We start from the raw sequence: 16,185 nt of genomic DNA, 5'->3' as shown, positions 1-16,185 counted from the left end.
TCGGATCATCCACCTTTTTCCGATAGCTTGATAAGCTCACCAACACTCGAGGGTAGAGAAATCTGTTCGTATACACCCTGCTTAAGAAAGGAGATGATTTCCGGATAATAGTTGATGGCTTCATCCACTTGACGGGAAGTTCCTTTTTTGTAAGCACCTATTTGAATCAAATCTTCTGAGTTCATATAGGTACTCAATAACTCTCTTATTCTAGTGGCAGCTTGTAAATGTTCTTTAGAAGCGAGGTGATTCATTAACCGGCTGACACTCTTCAGAATGTTAATGGCAGGATATTGACCACGATTCGAAATCTGACGGTCGAGTACGATATGACCGTCGAGTATCCCCCTCACTGTGTCTGAAATAGGCTCATTCAAATCATCACCATCTACTAGAACGGTATAAAACGCCGTAATGCTTCCATGGAGGTTTGTTCCTGTTCTTTCGAGTAGCTTCGGTAAAATAGCGAATACGGAAGGAGTATAGCCTTTCGTTGTAGGCGGTTCACCAACCGCCAACCCGATTTCCCTCTGTGCCATGGCTACCCGGGTGGCAGAATCCATCATCAGCATGACATTCATGCCTTTATCACGGAAGTATTCCGCAATCGCTGTTGCCGTAAAGGCGCCTTTAATTCTCATAAGTGCAGGCTGGTCGGATGTGGCAGCCACTACAATCGTTCTCTGCAATCCTTCTTCACCTAAATCTCTTTCAATGAATTCTCTTACTTCCCGTCCGCGTTCCCCTACCAGTGCGATGACGTTTAAATCAGCTTTCGTATTTCTGGCGATCATTCCAAGTAATGTGCTTTTCCCCACACCACTTCCCGCAAAGATTCCTACCCTTTGCCCTTTACCGACGGTCAACATGCTGTCGATGGCTTTTACGCCAACTTCCATTTTTTCATCAATCGGAGGTCTTGATAATGGATTGGGTGGCTCCTGCTCTGTATAGGCAGTGCTTAATCCCGACGGTAATTGGCTGCCATCAAGGGGATGCCCCAGGGAATCAATCACCTTTCCGATTAACGACGGCCCAATTTTGATTTCTAATGGTTTTGCCGTTGCTTCGACTAAACTGCCTGGTGAGATATCCTGCATGTTGGTATATGGCATAAGGATCACCAAATCATCATTAAAACCGACGACCTCTGCTTGTATCACTTTTCGTTTGCCACGGGAGAGGATATGGATATGACACACTTCACCTACAGAACTTTCAGGACCTTGAGACTCGATCATCAAACCGACTACCCGTTTCACTTTCCCGAACTTTTTGAAAGTTGGGATATGAGGGATATGAGAGATAAGATCTGCTGCTTTCATTCCACATCACCTTCAAGAAGATGGTGAAGCTTCAGCTTCAATTCTTTTAATTGAGAATCCACACTGACAATGACCCGTCCTTGATTCGTTTCAATATAGCATTCCTCAGGGAGAAGATCATCGTTGGCATAGATGAAGCATTGAATATCAGTGGGAAACATTACTTCCAGTTCAGACTTGTTTTCAGCAAGGAGCTTATGTCTCGTTGGATGCACATGTATTTGGATATGAGGTGAATCCCTCACTTCCTTTAGTCCCCGTTCCACAATGGAAAGAAATAGATCCGGTTCTTCCTTCATTTTTTGATTCATGATTTTCCCTGCACACGCTATCCCAAGATTAATGATGACTTTCTCTGCCCTTTGTATGTAACCCTCATACTGTTCCTTGTTGTTCTCTGTTATCTCATTTGCTTCCTGCAGTTTGTTCTCATATTCCCGGTAGCCTTTAATTCTTCCTTCTTCCTCCCCTTGCAGGAATCCGGCATTATATGCCTCTTGCATAAGCTGTTCCCGTTCTGTTATCCATCTTTCTTTTTCAAGTAACAACCGCTCTTCTTCTCGACGATTCTCCTCTATTGCTTCCCGGATGATTCGTTCAGCTTCAATGGTCGCTTGTTCTATGATGTGATCCCGTCGAAAAGATGCATTCCCTATTAACATATCTTCCTCTTGGGATACGTCTTCCAATGGCTTCACTCTCTTAAGAGATATTACTTTCCGGTTTTCTTCAATAGATTGAGCTACGGTAGACTTAATGATCCTAGACAATAATATCGTCTCCTCCACCACGGGCGATGATGATTTCACCTGAATCCTCTAACCTTCTTATGACTGCTACAATCCGTGACTGTGCTTCTTCAACATCCCGCAATCGGACAGGCCCCATGAATTCCATTTCTTCTTTAAGGGTCTCAACCATCCGGTTCGACATATTCCTGAATACCACTTCTTTCACTTCATCACTTGACACTTTAAGTGAGAGAAGCAGATCTTCATTATCACAATCCCTGATCACACGCTGGATGGAACGGCCATCGAGTGTGACAATATCTTCAAACACAAACATTCTCTTTTTGATTTCTTCGGCTAATTCCGGATCTTGTATCTCCAAGGCATCAAGGATGGTTTTCTCTGTCGAACGATCTACCCCGTTCAACACTTCCACTACCGCTTCCACCCCGCCGGTTTGTGTATAATCCTGTGTAACGGTCGCTGAAAGCTTCCTTTCAAGGATCGCTTCCACCTCACTGATCACTTCAGGAGAGGTACCATCCATCACAGCAATCCTTCTTGCGATATCTGCTTGGACTTCCTGGGGAAGCTCTGAAAGTATCTGACCTGCTTGTTGAGGGTCAAGATAAGATAGAATCAACGCAATCGTTTGAGGATGTTCATTCTGGATGAAGTTAAGAATTTGAGCTGCATCCGCTCTTCTTGCAAAGTCAAAGGGTTTGACCTGTAAGGAAGAGGTTAGACGATTAATGATGGCTAGCGCCTGTTCAGATCCAAGTGCCTTCTCCAAGACAGTCTTTGCATAGCCAATTCCACCCTGTGAGATATAGTCCTGCGCAATGGCGATTTGATGAAATTCCTCTAAAATGTCTTCCTTAGCTTCCGTTTCTACCTTCTTCACTCCGGAAATCTCTAATGTCAATTTCTCGATATCTTCTTCCGACAAATGCTTGTAAACGGATGCTGATACATCAGGACCAAGAGAGATCAGGAGGATGGCCGCCTTTTGTTTTCCTGTTAAACCTTTCTCTCTTCTAACCATGTTCATTCCTCCTAATCCTCTGCTAACCAGGTGCGTAACAGTTTCGCGAATTCTTCCGGTTTATCTTTAGCCATTTTTTCCAGCTGCTTACGGCGAATCGAACCCTCTGTCTCTTCTTTGGGTTCAATATCCGGAATCTGGACCGGTTCTCTTGTTTCTTCATATTCCATTTCATCAGTCGATTCTTTCTTTCTTGAACGTAATAAGAAAAATACTAAAAGAAGAATCACTACAAGGAGAATACCCCCCACAACATATGTCCACCAAGGCAGTACAGGCTTCTCTTCAGATGCAACATCCACTTTCCCATTGAACGGTTGAACCGAGACGACGACCTTTTCTGCAATCGCGTCATCTGTGAGTTCCGGGTTCGCTTCCTTATCAATGGACGTTCGTACGATCGTGGATAATACTTGACGTATATCATCGACCCTGTCCTGTGGTAATGACGATTCTTTTTCTGGATCAGGCGGTTCCACCATGACCTGTATTCCCAGGTCTCTAATCTTGTAAGGACTTTCTACAATCTCTTTTTTGATCCGATTGACTTCATTATTAATCGTTTCTTCCATGCGTTCATAATCACCATTCGATTCTGAACTGGACCCGTATGTAACACCGCTGTTCGTCGGCTCGTTGGCATCGCTGGCACCTGGTGTCCCTCCTGGAGCAGCACCTTCACCCGAGAATGTTTCCGTAATACGCTGAGCACTGACTGCGATCCCTTCCATATTTTCTTCATCGACAGGGGTCACAAGGTTTTCTTCGCGGTTTTCCTGGGTAAAGTCAATATCAGTTGTCACGGAAACAACTACCTTATTAAAGCCGATCAGCGTACCGAGCATGTTTTGCACCTGACGTTGAATATCACGCTCGACTTCTTTCTTTACATTCATTTGCTGAGCAAAATTTCCACTTCCCATGGAATTATTTTGAGATTCTAAATCAAAGTACTCAAAATATTGATTCATGATGGCGATATTCTCTGTAGGAAGGTCTGGAACACTTTTCGAAACAAGATGATAAAGTGATTTGATTTGCTTTTGATCAAATGTGTAACCCGGCTTCGTATCCAAGACAATGGAGGCAGATGCATTTTGCACATCATCATTTAAGAAAATCTGCTTCTCAGGAAGATTGATCATGACTTTTGCATCCTGTATGCCGTCGATCCCTTTCATCAAATCGGCTAATTCCGTTTGCATGGCGTCCAATTTCATAACATTGAACTCATTATCGGTCATGCCGAATCCGGCATTTTGACTGAAGAAAGAATAGTCGATGCTCCCAGAGTTAGGTATCCCCTCTGCCGCCAGTTCAACTTTCAGTGTATCCACTTGTTCTTTAGGGACCATGATTGTCGATCCACTATCGGTAATTTCTGAAGGGATTCCCCTGCCATCCAGATTCTCTTTGATGGTTCCCGTCTCAGAAGGTGATAAATTACTATATAAGGGTTCGAGAGTCGTCCGCGTTGAAAAATAACTAACCGCACTAATCAGGATGACGGCAATCAGAAAGATGGCTCCCATGCTTATTTTTTGTTTTTTTGTTCTACTTGTCCAATACGACTTTATTTGCTCTGTATATTTCTTAAACGATTCATTCATTACAATCCTCCGGTACTCGACTGCATGAGCCTACTACATTGGCATTCTCATTATCTCTTGATAAGCTTCCACTACTTTGTTACGGACTTCCATTGTCGTTTGCAGGGTAATGCTCGCCTTTTGTGAAGCGATCATCACTTGATGGAGATCAACGTTCTCACCCCGTACAAGTTTTTCCGTTAATTGATCGGACTGCACTTGCATCTTATTGACTTCGTCGATGGACTTTTTAAGTAATTGACTGAAGTTTTCCGTTGCATCTGAAGGAGAACTATTTTTTTTATCAAATGACGGACTTATAACAGCCGGAGTTACCGAACTAATATTGTGTATGGCCATAGAACTACAACCTTTCTTTATTTACCAATTTCTAATGACTTCATTAACATTGCTTTGTTTGCATTAAATACAGTCACATTTGCTTCATAGGAGCGTGTAGCTGAAATGAGGTCTACCATCTCCCGCAGGGGATCGACATTCGGCAGGCGTATATATCCATCATCATTTGCATCGGGGTGCAGAGGGTCATAAACCATTTTAAATGGTGTTTCATCATCCTCTATAATCCGTGAAACTTTCACTCCACTGCCAATTGAGTGGTTGTCTTTTGTGTTCATCGCCTGATTTAAAAAAGAAGAAAACTGATCTCCCTTTGGCGCCATCACGACAGACTTGCGCTGATAAGGCTGCCACTCACCATTCACCATTTTGCCTCTCGTTGTATCCACATTGGCCATGTTGGACGAAATGACGTCCATCCTCAAGCGCTGGGCCGTCAATGCAGAAGCCGTTGTATTCATTCCTGTAAATAATCCCATTCTTACTTGCCACCCCTTATAACAGATTGCAGACTGTTAAACTTTCCATTTATCCGGTCTGACAGGGCATTAAAATAAATTTGATTCGTTGCCATCTCTGACATTTCCTGATCCAGATCCACACCATTCCCATTATGATTGTACTGAAAAGAGGATTTCGTCTTTACGGCAGGGTGTTGACTGTTTGTTCGAAAGGTAAAATGTCGTTGATTCGTTCTTTTCGCTCCCAGTTGTTGGGTGGACTGATCTAATATCGACTTAAACTCTACTTTTTTCGCTTTATAATTCGGTGTATCGACATTGGCAATATTTTGAGAAATCACTTTCTGATTTAACGAGGCATAATTCAGCCCGTTTTCGAGTGTTGAAAAGGTGTTGGAAAAAAGTTTCATTTTAGGCACCTCTATCCGTTTTTTTGACATGTATCAACTATTTTTGACATATTTATCATACAACAGTATTTATTGTAATGTTTAGCGTGTTTAGTGTCTATGAATATTCCGTAAATTTTAAAGAAAAATGGCGATATTCATCGAATTCGTGACTTTCCATTCACTTTTAAACCTTATATTCCCATGGATAAATTTACAATTAAAGTTGATTTTTTCTCGTTTTGTTACATCAATATTACAAAGGGGTGAAACGGTAAGGAAGCAGGGCACCATACATATCCGCAATTGACCGGTCATTTACGAGAAATCTATTCTCAATATGCATAAGAAAACTTCACCTAAGATCCAGGTGAATCCTTAAACCCCAATATTTATCACTCAACTCGGAAGGTTGTCGAATTTGGTCGTAACATTGTTGTAACTTTATTGTACTATCACCATCATAGATGACAATACTAAAAGAACAATTGCCGATAGTCCATTCGACTTATTTTCCCTAAAGAATCTGACATTTCACTTCAAACAACCCATAAAAGCTGAGAAAGCTATCGCACTGTCAATTATGATTTCAATTTAAAAATATAAAAAAGCTGTTTCCCCGAATGGGAAACAGCTTTTTTATATTAGTTTGTACGCAATTTATCTAATTCAACCAAGAATTTATTATTTAATACCTTGATGTAAGTACCTTTCATTCCCAGGGAACGGGATTCAATCACGCCTGCACTTTCGAGCTTGCGAAGGGCGTTGACGATAACTGAGCGCGTAATTCCGACTCTATCGGCAATTTTAGAAGCAACCAGAAGTCCTTCATTTCCATTTAGCTCTTCAAAGATGTGTTCAATGGCTTCTAACTCACTGTATGAAAGGGAGCTGATTGCCATTTGGACGACAGCCTTGCTTCTCGCTTCCACTTCGATTTCTTCGGCTTTTTCACGAAGGATCTCCATCCCTACCACAGTTGCACCATATTCAGCGAGAATCAGATCATCATCTTCAAAGCTTTCTTCAAGGCGGGCAAGGATTAATGTTCCTAATCTTTCACCCCCACCGATGATAGGGACGATGGTCGTCAAACCACTTTTGAAAAACTCTCTATTTTCAACAGGGAAAGCGGTATATTCGCTATTCACATCCAGGTTGGGAGACGTTTCCTGTACATTAAATAAATTTTGAGTATACTCCTCAGGAAATTGACGGTCAGCAAGCATTTGCTTCATTCGCTCATTTTCAATTTGTTGATTGATGGCATAGCCAAGTAGTTTCCCACGACGGCTGACCACAAACACATTCGCCTCAATCACTTGACTTAATGTTTCTGACATTTCTTTAAAGTTCACCGGTTTCCCAGCTGCTTTTTGCAGCATAGCATTGATCGTTCTTGTTTTACCTAATAAATTCATTACGTTTCCTCCTACTACAACTAAAGTGTATCTATTATTTAATTTTATATGATCCTTAATCCATCTACCTATACCCCATAAAGGGTAAGAAAAAACTTAAAGAATGAACTGACTAAGATCCTTATCTTTTGAAATGGCGCCAAGTTTATCATCCACATATTGCGGAGTGATTTTAACCGTATCAAGGGTGATATCAGGCGCTTCAAAGGATAGGTCTTCAAGTAGTTTTTCCATGATCGTGTGAAGTCTTCTGGCTCCGATATTATCGGTATTTTGGTTTACATCATAAGCGATTTCAGCAAGTCTACGAATAGCATCGTCAGAAAATTCAATTTGTATACCTTCTGTATCCATTAAAGCGATATATTGTTTAATGATGGCATTATCCGGTTCAACAAGGATTCGCACAAAGTCTTCTGTAGACAACTTCTGAAGTTCCACCCTGATGGGGAAACGCCCCTGTAATTCAGGGATAAGATCAGAAGGTTTACTCATGTGGAAGGCACCTGCTGCAATGAAAAGGACATGATCTGTTTTCACGGAACCATATTTAGTTACAACGGTCGATCCCTCCACCACAGGGAGGATATCACGCTGGACACCTTCTCTGGATACATCCGCTGAAGATTGCCCTGAGCTTTTGCTGGCAATCTTATCGATTTCATCAATGAAGATGATCCCGGATTGCTCGGCACGAATGATTGCCTCCTGGGTCACTTCATCCATATCAATCAGCTTTTGGGCTTCCTCATTCGTCAGTACCACTCTTGCTTCTTTCACCTTCAATTTTCGCTTTTTCTTTTTCTTCGGCATGAAACTACTGAGGGCATCCTGCATATTCATCCCCATTTGTTCCATTCCTGAGCCTTGAAGCATATCAAACATGGACGCTTGCTGCTCCTCGACTTCAATCGTGATGAATTCCTCTTCCAATTCACCATTTTCGAGTCTTATTTCCATTCTTCTTCTTTGCTCTTGGAGTGAAATCTCTTCCTGCTTTTCTTCCTCTTCTTCAGATGTACCTTGTGTCCCGTTGCCGCCGAAGATCATTTCGAATGGGTTCTTATAAGAAGAGGATTTCTTTTTGGACGGTACCACAAGCTCTACCAGGCGGCGACTTGCATTTTCAGCTGCTCTTTCCCGGACACCGACCATTTTCTCCTCTTTTACCAGGCGTACGGATGTCTCAACCAGATCTCTGACCATCGATTCAACATCACGTCCAACATAACCCACTTCCGTAAACTTGGTTGCCTCCACTTTCACAAATGGTGCACGGACCAATTTTGCGATCCTTCTGGCTATTTCCGTTTTACCGACACCAGTCGGCCCCATCATCAGGATGTTCTTTGGAATCACTTCATCCTTCAATACATCGGCCAGAAGGCTCCGTCTATAACGATTCCTCAGCGCAACGGCGACCGCTCTCTTGGCATCCTTCTGGCCAACAATATATTGATCCAATCGTTCAACTATTTGCCTGGGGGTTAAGTGATCAGTACTCTTCATCAAATGGCACACTCCTTACTTTCCTATAGTGTGAGAGAATATCTATTCTTACCTGGACTTTCCAGATTAGAGCTCTTCAACGATAATCTGGTTATTCGTATATACACATATATCGGCAGCGATTTGAAGGGAAGATCGGGCGATTTCCTTAGCAGTCAAGTGGTCTCCGGCATACTGCTTTAATGCCCTGCCGGCAGATAATGCGTAATTCCCACCGGAACCGATGGCCAGGATTCCATCATCCGGTTCAATCACTTCACCTGTCCCTGAAATTAACAGAAGGTGGCTTTCATCCATAACAATCAACATCGCTTCAAGCTTTCTCAGCACTTTATCGCTCCTCCATTGTTTCGCGAGCTCGACTGCTGCTCTTGGAAGATTACCGTTGAACTCCTGAAGCTTCCCTTCAAACATTTCAGACAAAGTAAACGCATCGGCAACAGATCCCGCGAATCCAGCCAATACTTTTCCATTAAAAAGCTTTCGTACTTTTTTTGCTGTATGCTTCATGACAACTGAATTACCGAATGTAACCTGCCCGTCACCGGACATCGCACACTTGCCATTATGCTGTACGGCAAAAATAGTGGTTGCGTGGAATTGTTCCATTTCCTAAACCTCCAACTCTTCTAAGCACGTGGATGATGTGCTAAATACGTTTTTCGTAACTGATCCTTGGATACATGGGTATACAGTTGGGTGGATGAAAGCTGAGCGTGTCCAAGAAGTTCCTGAACCGTCCTTAAATCGGCGCCATTATTCAACAAATGCGTTGCAAACGTGTGACGCAGCATATGGGGATGTATCTTCCCCGTCAAAGATGCTTTCTCGATGATCTTATTTAAAATAAGACGAATGCCTCTTTGGGTTAATGCTCCACCACGATGGTTGACCAGCAATTGAGTATGGGACCCATCCTTCGCAAGCTTCGGCCGGGAATGTAATATGTATTGTTCTAAGGCATCATGTGCAAAGCTTCCAAATGGGACATACCTCTCTTTTTTCCCTTTTCCTTTTACCAGGAGCGTAGACATCCCAAGGTCCACGTCACCCAACTGTATATTCGTACACTCACTTACACGGATTCCCGTCGCATAAAGAAGTTCGAATATGGCCAGGTTACGCATTTCCAAAGGGGTATCCCCATCACAAGCATCCAGCAGAGCCTTTATTTCCTCCTCATAAAAAAAGGAAGGCAATCGCTGTTCTTTCTTCGGAAGGTTAACAAACGAAAAGGGGTTATCGAGTAGTTGTTTTTCCCGATTTAAATAACGGTAAAAGCTTCTTATGCTCGATACCTTCCTTGAGACGGAAGATCTCTTTAAACCCTGATCATGCAGCTTAGTTAAAAAAAGTCGTGCATCAGAATACTCGACCTCTTTTAATGAACGTAAACCTTGTTCTTTCATAAATACGTAAAACTCTTCAATATCATGACGATATTGTTCAAATGTATGAACAGAATAATGTTTTTCTATTTGTAAATATTCAGTAAAGGAAAGTAATTGTTCACCTAATTGCTTATTCATGTTTAACACCTCACAAGGGCTACTAAATAGTAACACAACCGTGGGACCCTTGCAATGAATTTTACACTTTTTTCACAAAGTTCTGAATTGTTTCCAAGGCCCGGTTTGCATGTTGCTCATTACGTTCTTTCTTTCCTTTTACCTTTTTTGGTAATTCCGGGAAAAGACCGAAATTCGCATTCATCGGTTGAAAGTTATGTTTATTCGCTGTAGTGATATATCTTGCCATACTTCCCATGGCCGTCTCATATGGAAATACAACGGGTTCTTCTTCTACTGCGAGTTTGGCCGCATTTATACCTGCTATCAATCCGCTTGCAGCAGATTCCACATATCCTTCCACACCTGTCATTTGACCAGCGAAAAACAGATTCTCATGATTTTTTAACTGATACGTATTCTTCAGAACATTAGGTGAATTGATGAAGGTATTCCTGTGCATGACGCCGTATCGGACAATATCTGCATTCTCAAGTCCAGGAATCAATTGAAGAACCTCTTTCTGTGGCCCCCACTTTAAATGGGTCTGGAATCCGACAATATTATAAAGGGTACCCGCGGCATCATCCTGTCTTAATTGTACAACGGCAAATGGACGTTTACCTGTTTTAGGATCTTCAAGTCCGACTGGCTTGAGGGGGCCGAATAACATCGTCTTCTTTCCGCGTGAAGCCATTACCTCTATTGGCATGCAACCTTCAAAGAATACTTCTTTCTCAAATTCTTTCACCGGAACCGTCTCCGCGGAAATAAGGGCTTCATAGAATCGATTGAATTCACTCTCGGTCATCGGGCAATTCAAGTATGCAGCTTCCCCTTTGTCATATCGGGACTTTAAATATACTTTATCCATATCGATGGAATCTTTCTCTATGATCGGGGCAGCCGCGTCATAGAAGTATAAATGTTCCTCCCCTGTCAGCCGTTTGATTTGATTGGAAAGACCTTCACTCGTCAGCGGTCCGGTAGCAACAATGGTGATCCCCTCCGGTAAATCCGTTACTTCCTCATTAAACACGGTAACATTGGGGTGGTTTTTCACTTTATCTGTGACAAGTGCTGCAAATTCATGGCGATCGACGGCGAGAGCGCCTCCAGCCGGTACAGAGCAGGCATCCGCTGCTGACAAGATGACTGAATCCAAATGTCTCATTTCTTCTTTTAATACTCCGACTGCATTCGTAAGTGTATTCGCTCTGAGTGAATTACTGCACACCAGTTCTGCAAACTTATCTGTATGGTGTGCAGGGGTTTTAATGATGGGTCTCATTTCAAAAAGGTTGACCTTTATCCCCCTTTTTGAAATCTGCCAAGCCGCTTCACTTCCTGCTAACCCTGCTCCAATAACATTTACTGACATTTGTTTTTAGACCTCCTACATCCCGAACGCTTTATCCACTTTGCATTGTACACCAAGGGACAATGATAAGAAAGATAATTGTATATTGAAAATATGTATCGTTTGTTACAAAGATTAAAAAAACACAAAAGGGCTGACCCACCAGGTAATAGAGAAATCACCTGTTGGAACAGTCCCTCGTTCCATTGTATTCGTTCATTGTTCAACAATCAATCGTTTATAATCACTATTTCTGAGGTTCTTCTTTATAATCACAATTTATACATTGAATTTGATTACCCTTTTTAAGCTTCTTCTCCACGAGCAACTCTTCACATTTCGGACATTTCCGTTCAATCGGTTTATCCCATGATAAGAAATCACATTCAGGATACTGGTCACACCCGTAGAAAATACGCTTCTTCTTACTTTTACGCTCAATGATATTCCCTTTTTCACATTTAGGGCATTTCACACCGATTTCTTTCACGATCGGCTTGGTATTACGGCAATCGGGAAAATTGCTGCAGGCCATAAACTTACCGTATCGTCCCATTTTGAATACCATTGCATGACCGCATTCCTCACAGTCTTCCCCGGCAGGTTCATCACGGATTTCAATTTTCTCCATTTCATTTTCCGCTTTTTCCAGATGTTTTTCAAAATCCTGATAAAAACGGTCAATGATTCTTTCCCACTTCACATTGCCATCCTCGATGTCATCCAGGCTCCGTTCCATGTTAGCTGTAAACTCCACATCTATGATATCAGGGAAGAATTCCCTCACTAACTCTAACACGATTTCTCCAAGCTCCGTCGGGATAAATCGCTTGTTATCCAGAGTAACGTATCCTCTCCTTTGAATCGTATCAAGGGTTGGAGCAAATGTGGACGGTCTTCCTATACCGAGTTCTTCCAACGTTTTCACGAGTCTTGCCTCGGTATATCTTGGCGGTGGCTGGGTGAAATGCTGATTTGGGTCGATGTTTTCACTTTTCACTTTATCTTTTTCTTCCAATGCAGGAAGGAAATTATCTTTTTCTTCTTTCTGATCATCCGATCCCTCAACATATACCTTCATAAAGCCGGGGAATTTCACTTTTGAACCAGACGCCCTGAACATGACGGAGCCGTTTACAAGATCTACACTCATAGTGTCCATGACAGCAGGTGCCATCTCACTTGCTACGAAACGTTCCCAAATCAATTTATAAAGGCGATATTGGTCCCGTGATAGGAACGGTTTAACCGAAGACGGATCCCTCAAGGTACTGGTCGGACGGACCGCTTCATGGGCATCCTGAGCTTTTTGTTGTTTTTTCTCTTTGCGCTCAGACTGCTTGATAAAATCCTGACCATATTTATTCACGATATATTCATTGGCTTCTTTCTGAGCTACTTCAGAAATCCGGGTGGAGTCCGTTCTCATGTATGTGATGAATCCGACGGTTCCTTGTTTCCCCATTTCGATTCCTTCGTATAATTGCTGTGCAAGCATCATCGTCTTCTTTGCCCTGAAATTTAATTTACGGGCTGCTTCCTGCTGAAGGGATGAAGTGGTAAAAGGCGGTGCTGGATTTCTCTTTCTTTCCTTCTTTGTGACTTTATTCACTTCGAAAGACTTCCCTTTCACCTTGCCAAGAACATCTTTTACTTCTTCTTCCGTCTTCAATTCCACCTTTTTACCGTCAATCCCATAGAAAGATGCCTGGAATGTATCATTACCTTTGGTGAATTCTGCTTCGATGGACCAATACTCTTCCGGAGTGAAGGCTTTGATTTCATTTTCCCTATCAATGATCAACCGGACTGCAACCGATTGTACCCTTCCTGCACTTAGTCCCTTTTTGACCTTTTTCCATAATAATGGACTGATGTTGTAACCAACCAACCGATCTAAAATTCTTCGTGCCTGCTGAGCATCAACCAGGTCCATATTGATGGCACGGGGATGCTTAAATGATTCTTTGATCGCATCCTTCGTGATTTCGTTGAAAACGACCCGGCATTCTGAAGTCGTATCCATATCAAGGCTGTGAGCCAAGTGCCAGGCAATTGCCTCCCCTTCTCTGTCGGGGTCGGCTGCGAGGAAGATTCTTTTCACTTTTTTTGCAGCGGTTTTTAATTCTTTTAATACAGGGCCTTTGCCGCGTATGGTGATATACTTTGGTTCAAATTCATTCTCGACATCGACGCCCATCTGACTTTTTGGCAAGTCCCTGACGTGGCCCATTGATGCCCTGACCTTATATTTTTTCCCTAAATAACGTTCAATCGTTTTCGCCTTAGCCGGCGATTCCACTATTACTAAATAATCTGCCATCCAATAAGCCTCCTTAAAGAGGAAAATAATCACTGTTTTATAGCACCTTGGAATGTTCTTTTAACAAGCACAAACGGAAACGTTTACACTTACATTCACATAGGTGTAAGAATGATTTCAGTGTAGAGAAGTACTGCTCTAATCTATTTATTTCTCTTTTATACAGTTTTTGATACCTGTTGCAAAATGTATAACAGTTTCAGCATAAATGCAACCATTTTGTATGAATTACATGTGATATTCACCGTTTTATGTTCAAAAAACTCCTTTAATAATAGATTTTACATCATATTTTTGAAGTTTATACCCTGAGATCTGAGAAAATGTCTTCTATTGTCAGAACCATCTTGGCTCCTTCTTGTATAAGGGAGTTTGTTCCTTCTGCCAATGGATCGTATATGGACCCTGGTAAGCACAGGACTTCCCTCCCTTCGTTCAATGCATAATCTGCCGTGATAAATGTACCGCTCTTTTTTCTGGCTTCGGTGACAAGTACCGCATCACTGATACCACTAATGATTCGATTCCTAAATGGGAAATGCCATTTTTCCGGTTTGATATAAGGGGGATATTCCGAAAGGAGGAGATGGTGGTCCATCATATGGTCGGCCAGATCGACATTTTGTTTAGGATAAATATGCTGGAATCCTCCTCCCAACACACCTATCGTTCTGCCGCCTGATCTTATCGCTTCTTTATGAGCGACGGTATCAGCCCCTTTTGCCAGTCCACTTACGATCACAACATCACGTTTGACAAGCTCCGGAATCATTGTGTGTAGAACTTTTTCTGTGTAGGAGGTGGCGTTTCTCGACCCTATCACAGCCAATTTTGGGGAAAAACGGAGCAGTTTCCTGTCACCTTTTAAAAAGAGGAGAAATGGGGGATCATATACATTTTTCAACAAGACTGGATAATCATCATCAAAAAGGGTGATCCACTCTATATTGTTCTCAGCATAGAGCTGCATATAGCGTTTTGAAGAAAAGGAATGGAGATCTTTATAGAAGGTTTCTACATTCGTAGAAGTGGCGTGCGTTATCTGTTGGAGTTTTGATAAAGGGAGTTCAAGGACAGCGTGAAGATCCTGATAAGTTTCTAGCAATCGTTTTATGCCTTTCAAACCAATTCCACGGCAGTGATGAATATGAAAGACAAGGTGACGGTTTCCTTTCATTAAAAGCCTCCTAACGATCAAATTAATATAGATAAAATTGAGACTGACAGCCAAGCTGTCAGTCTCAGTAAAAAATTAATGCGTTTTACATTTATCGAGGATTCCCTCTTCTTTAAGGACCTTGATCAATGTTTCCCCCATATCTGAAGGAGTTGGCGCAACTTGAATTCCACATTCGTTCATAACGCGGATTTTCTCATCAGCCGTCCCTTTACCACCTGAAATGATCGCACCGGCATGGCCCATACGTTTCCCTGGAGGTGCCGTACGTCCACCGATGAAGCCGACTACAGGCTTCGTCATATTAGCCTTGATCCACTCAGCAGCTTCTTCTTCGGCTGTACCTCCGATTTCACCGATCATGATCACGGCATACGTATCCTCATCTTCGTTGAATGCTTTCAATACGTCAATGAAATCTGTACCGTTTACAGGGTCTCCACCGATACCCACTGCCGTTGACTGCCCTATTCCAGCTTGTGAAAGTTGGTGGACGGCTTCATACGTCAATGTACCAGAACGTGAGACAACCCCTACATGTCCTTTAGTATGGATGTAACCAGGCATGATCCCGATCTTACATTCGTCAGGAGTGATGACTCCAGGACAGTTCGGCCCGACAAGGCGTGTATTCTTGCCTTCCATGTACCTCTTAACCTTTACCATATCCAATACAGGGATATGCTCTGTGATACAAATGGCCAGATCAAGCTCGGCATCTACCGCTTCCATGATTGCATCTGCTGCAAATGGTGCAGGAACATAGATGACGGAAGCATTTACGCCAGTTGCTTTCTTTGCTTCTTCCACTGTATTAAAAACAGGTACGCCTTCAACCTCTGTTCCGCCTTTTCCAGGTGTAACACCTGCCACGATCTGTGTACCGTATTCAAGCATTTGCTTCGTATGAAAAAGAGCTGTTGATCCTGTAATTCCTTGTACAACAACCTTGGTATCTTTATTAATAAATACGCTCATTAGTCC

Annotated in this window: 15 protein-coding genes; all 15 read right to left on the bottom strand. The window is 42.4% G+C overall.

Going from position 1 to position 16,185, the window contains the following annotated elements:
* Positions 1-5: 5 nt before the first annotated feature.
* The gene (gene fliI, locus AC0VXY_RS09310; protein WP_475527593.1) at positions 6-1,325 is read right to left on the bottom strand and encodes a flagellar protein export ATPase FliI; all 1,320 of its coding nucleotides are present in this window, start codon (positions 1,323-1,325) and stop codon (positions 6-8) included.
* Positions 1,322-2,095, bottom strand: a complete 774-nt coding sequence (gene fliH, locus AC0VXY_RS09305) for a flagellar assembly protein FliH (protein ID WP_475527592.1) — start codon at positions 2,093-2,095, stop codon at positions 1,322-1,324. Before fliH ends, fliI begins: the two co-directional genes overlap by 4 nt.
* Positions 2,088-3,101: a flagellar motor switch protein FliG gene (fliG, locus tag AC0VXY_RS09300; protein ID WP_060669737.1), complete on the bottom strand. Its 1,014-nt coding sequence runs from the start codon at positions 3,099-3,101 to the stop codon at positions 2,088-2,090. Before fliG ends, fliH begins: the two co-directional genes overlap by 8 nt.
* Before the next feature lie 11 nt (positions 3,102-3,112).
* On the bottom strand, positions 3,113-4,711 hold the full coding sequence (fliF, locus tag AC0VXY_RS09295; protein WP_475527591.1) for a flagellar basal-body MS-ring/collar protein FliF: 1,599 nt from the start codon (positions 4,709-4,711) through the stop codon (positions 3,113-3,115).
* Positions 4,712-4,744: 33 nt separating this feature from the next.
* The gene (gene fliE / locus AC0VXY_RS09290) at positions 4,745-5,050 is read right to left on the bottom strand and encodes a flagellar hook-basal body complex protein FliE (RefSeq protein ID WP_254651320.1); all 306 of its coding nucleotides are present in this window, start codon (positions 5,048-5,050) and stop codon (positions 4,745-4,747) included.
* 17 nt (positions 5,051-5,067) lie between these two features.
* Positions 5,068-5,529: a flagellar basal body rod protein FlgC gene (flgC, locus tag AC0VXY_RS09285; RefSeq protein WP_475527590.1), complete on the bottom strand. Its 462-nt coding sequence runs from the start codon at positions 5,527-5,529 to the stop codon at positions 5,068-5,070.
* A 2-nt stretch (positions 5,530-5,531) separates the two neighbouring features.
* Positions 5,532-5,921 (bottom strand): flagellar basal body rod protein FlgB, encoded by a 390-nt coding sequence (flgB, locus tag AC0VXY_RS09280; protein WP_435991354.1) that lies wholly within the window; start codon positions 5,919-5,921, stop codon positions 5,532-5,534.
* Positions 5,922-6,544: 623 nt separating this feature from the next.
* Complete coding sequence (gene codY / locus AC0VXY_RS09275) at positions 6,545-7,324, bottom strand: GTP-sensing pleiotropic transcriptional regulator CodY (RefSeq protein WP_435991356.1); 780 nt, start codon at positions 7,322-7,324, stop codon at positions 6,545-6,547.
* A 96-nt stretch (positions 7,325-7,420) separates the two neighbouring features.
* Positions 7,421-8,833, bottom strand: a complete 1,413-nt coding sequence (gene hslU, locus AC0VXY_RS09270; protein ID WP_435994544.1) for an HslU--HslV peptidase ATPase subunit — start codon at positions 8,831-8,833, stop codon at positions 7,421-7,423.
* 66 nt (positions 8,834-8,899) lie between these two features.
* Positions 8,900-9,442: an ATP-dependent protease subunit HslV gene (gene hslV, locus AC0VXY_RS09265; protein ID WP_060669750.1), complete on the bottom strand. Its 543-nt coding sequence runs from the start codon at positions 9,440-9,442 to the stop codon at positions 8,900-8,902.
* Positions 9,443-9,462: 20 nt separating this feature from the next.
* A complete protein-coding gene (gene xerC, locus AC0VXY_RS09260) occupies positions 9,463-10,362 on the bottom strand; it encodes a tyrosine recombinase XerC (protein ID WP_435991358.1) in 900 nt (299 codons plus the stop codon).
* Between the two features lie 61 nt (positions 10,363-10,423).
* Complete coding sequence (gene trmFO, locus AC0VXY_RS09255) at positions 10,424-11,722, bottom strand: FADH(2)-oxidizing methylenetetrahydrofolate--tRNA-(uracil(54)-C(5))-methyltransferase TrmFO (protein WP_475527589.1); 1,299 nt, start codon at positions 11,720-11,722, stop codon at positions 10,424-10,426.
* Between the two features lie 226 nt (positions 11,723-11,948).
* Positions 11,949-14,024 (bottom strand): type I DNA topoisomerase, encoded by a 2,076-nt coding sequence (topA, locus tag AC0VXY_RS09250; protein ID WP_475527588.1) that lies wholly within the window; start codon positions 14,022-14,024, stop codon positions 11,949-11,951.
* Positions 14,025-14,325: 301 nt separating this feature from the next.
* Positions 14,326-15,201, bottom strand: coding sequence for a DNA-processing protein DprA (dprA, locus tag AC0VXY_RS09245; RefSeq protein WP_475527587.1), 876 nt, complete (start codon positions 15,199-15,201; stop codon positions 14,326-14,328).
* Between the two features lie 75 nt (positions 15,202-15,276).
* On the bottom strand, positions 15,277-16,179 hold the full coding sequence (gene sucD / locus AC0VXY_RS09240; RefSeq protein ID WP_435991366.1) for a succinate--CoA ligase subunit alpha: 903 nt from the start codon (positions 16,177-16,179) through the stop codon (positions 15,277-15,279).
* Positions 16,180-16,185 lie beyond the last annotated feature (6 nt).

The organism is Rossellomorea sp. QJM3NY_18 (assembly GCF_056173145.1).
The sequence above is the reverse complement of the archived record's forward strand: the minus strand, read 5'-3'. Positions and strand labels throughout refer to the sequence as shown.

Bases quoted from the DNA above. Each gene is read 5' to 3' on its own strand.
- fliI (WP_475527593.1), bottom strand. From the start codon at position 1,325: ATGAAAGCAGCAGATCTTATCTCTCATATCCCTCATATCCCAACTTTC.
- fliG (WP_060669737.1), bottom strand. From the start codon at position 3,101: ATGGTTAGAAGAGAGAAAGGTTTAACAGGAAAACAAAAGGCGGCCATC.
- fliF (WP_475527591.1), bottom strand. From the start codon at position 4,711: ATGAATGAATCGTTTAAGAAATATACAGAGCAAATAAAGTCGTATTGG.
- fliE (WP_254651320.1), bottom strand. From the start codon at position 5,050: ATGGCCATACACAATATTAGTTCGGTAACTCCGGCTGTTATAAGTCCG.
- flgC (WP_475527590.1), bottom strand. From the start codon at position 5,529: ATGGGATTATTTACAGGAATGAATACAACGGCTTCTGCATTGACGGCC.
- flgB (WP_435991354.1), bottom strand. From the start codon at position 5,921: ATGAAACTTTTTTCCAACACCTTTTCAACACTCGAAAACGGGCTGAAT.
- codY (WP_435991356.1), bottom strand. From the start codon at position 7,324: ATGAATTTATTAGGTAAAACAAGAACGATCAATGCTATGCTGCAAAAA.
- hslU (WP_435994544.1), bottom strand. From the start codon at position 8,833: ATGAAGAGTACTGATCACTTAACCCCCAGGCAAATAGTTGAACGATTG.
- hslV (WP_060669750.1), bottom strand. From the start codon at position 9,442: ATGGAACAATTCCACGCAACCACTATTTTTGCCGTACAGCATAATGGC.
- xerC (WP_435991358.1), bottom strand. From the start codon at position 10,362: ATGAATAAGCAATTAGGTGAACAATTACTTTCCTTTACTGAATATTTA.
- trmFO (WP_475527589.1), bottom strand. From the start codon at position 11,722: ATGTCAGTAAATGTTATTGGAGCAGGGTTAGCAGGAAGTGAAGCGGCT.
- topA (WP_475527588.1), bottom strand. From the start codon at position 14,024: ATGGCAGATTATTTAGTAATAGTGGAATCGCCGGCTAAGGCGAAAACG.
- dprA (WP_475527587.1), bottom strand. From the start codon at position 15,201: ATGAAAGGAAACCGTCACCTTGTCTTTCATATTCATCACTGCCGTGGA.
- sucD (WP_435991366.1), bottom strand. From the start codon at position 16,179: ATGAGCGTATTTATTAATAAAGATACCAAGGTTGTTGTACAAGGAATT.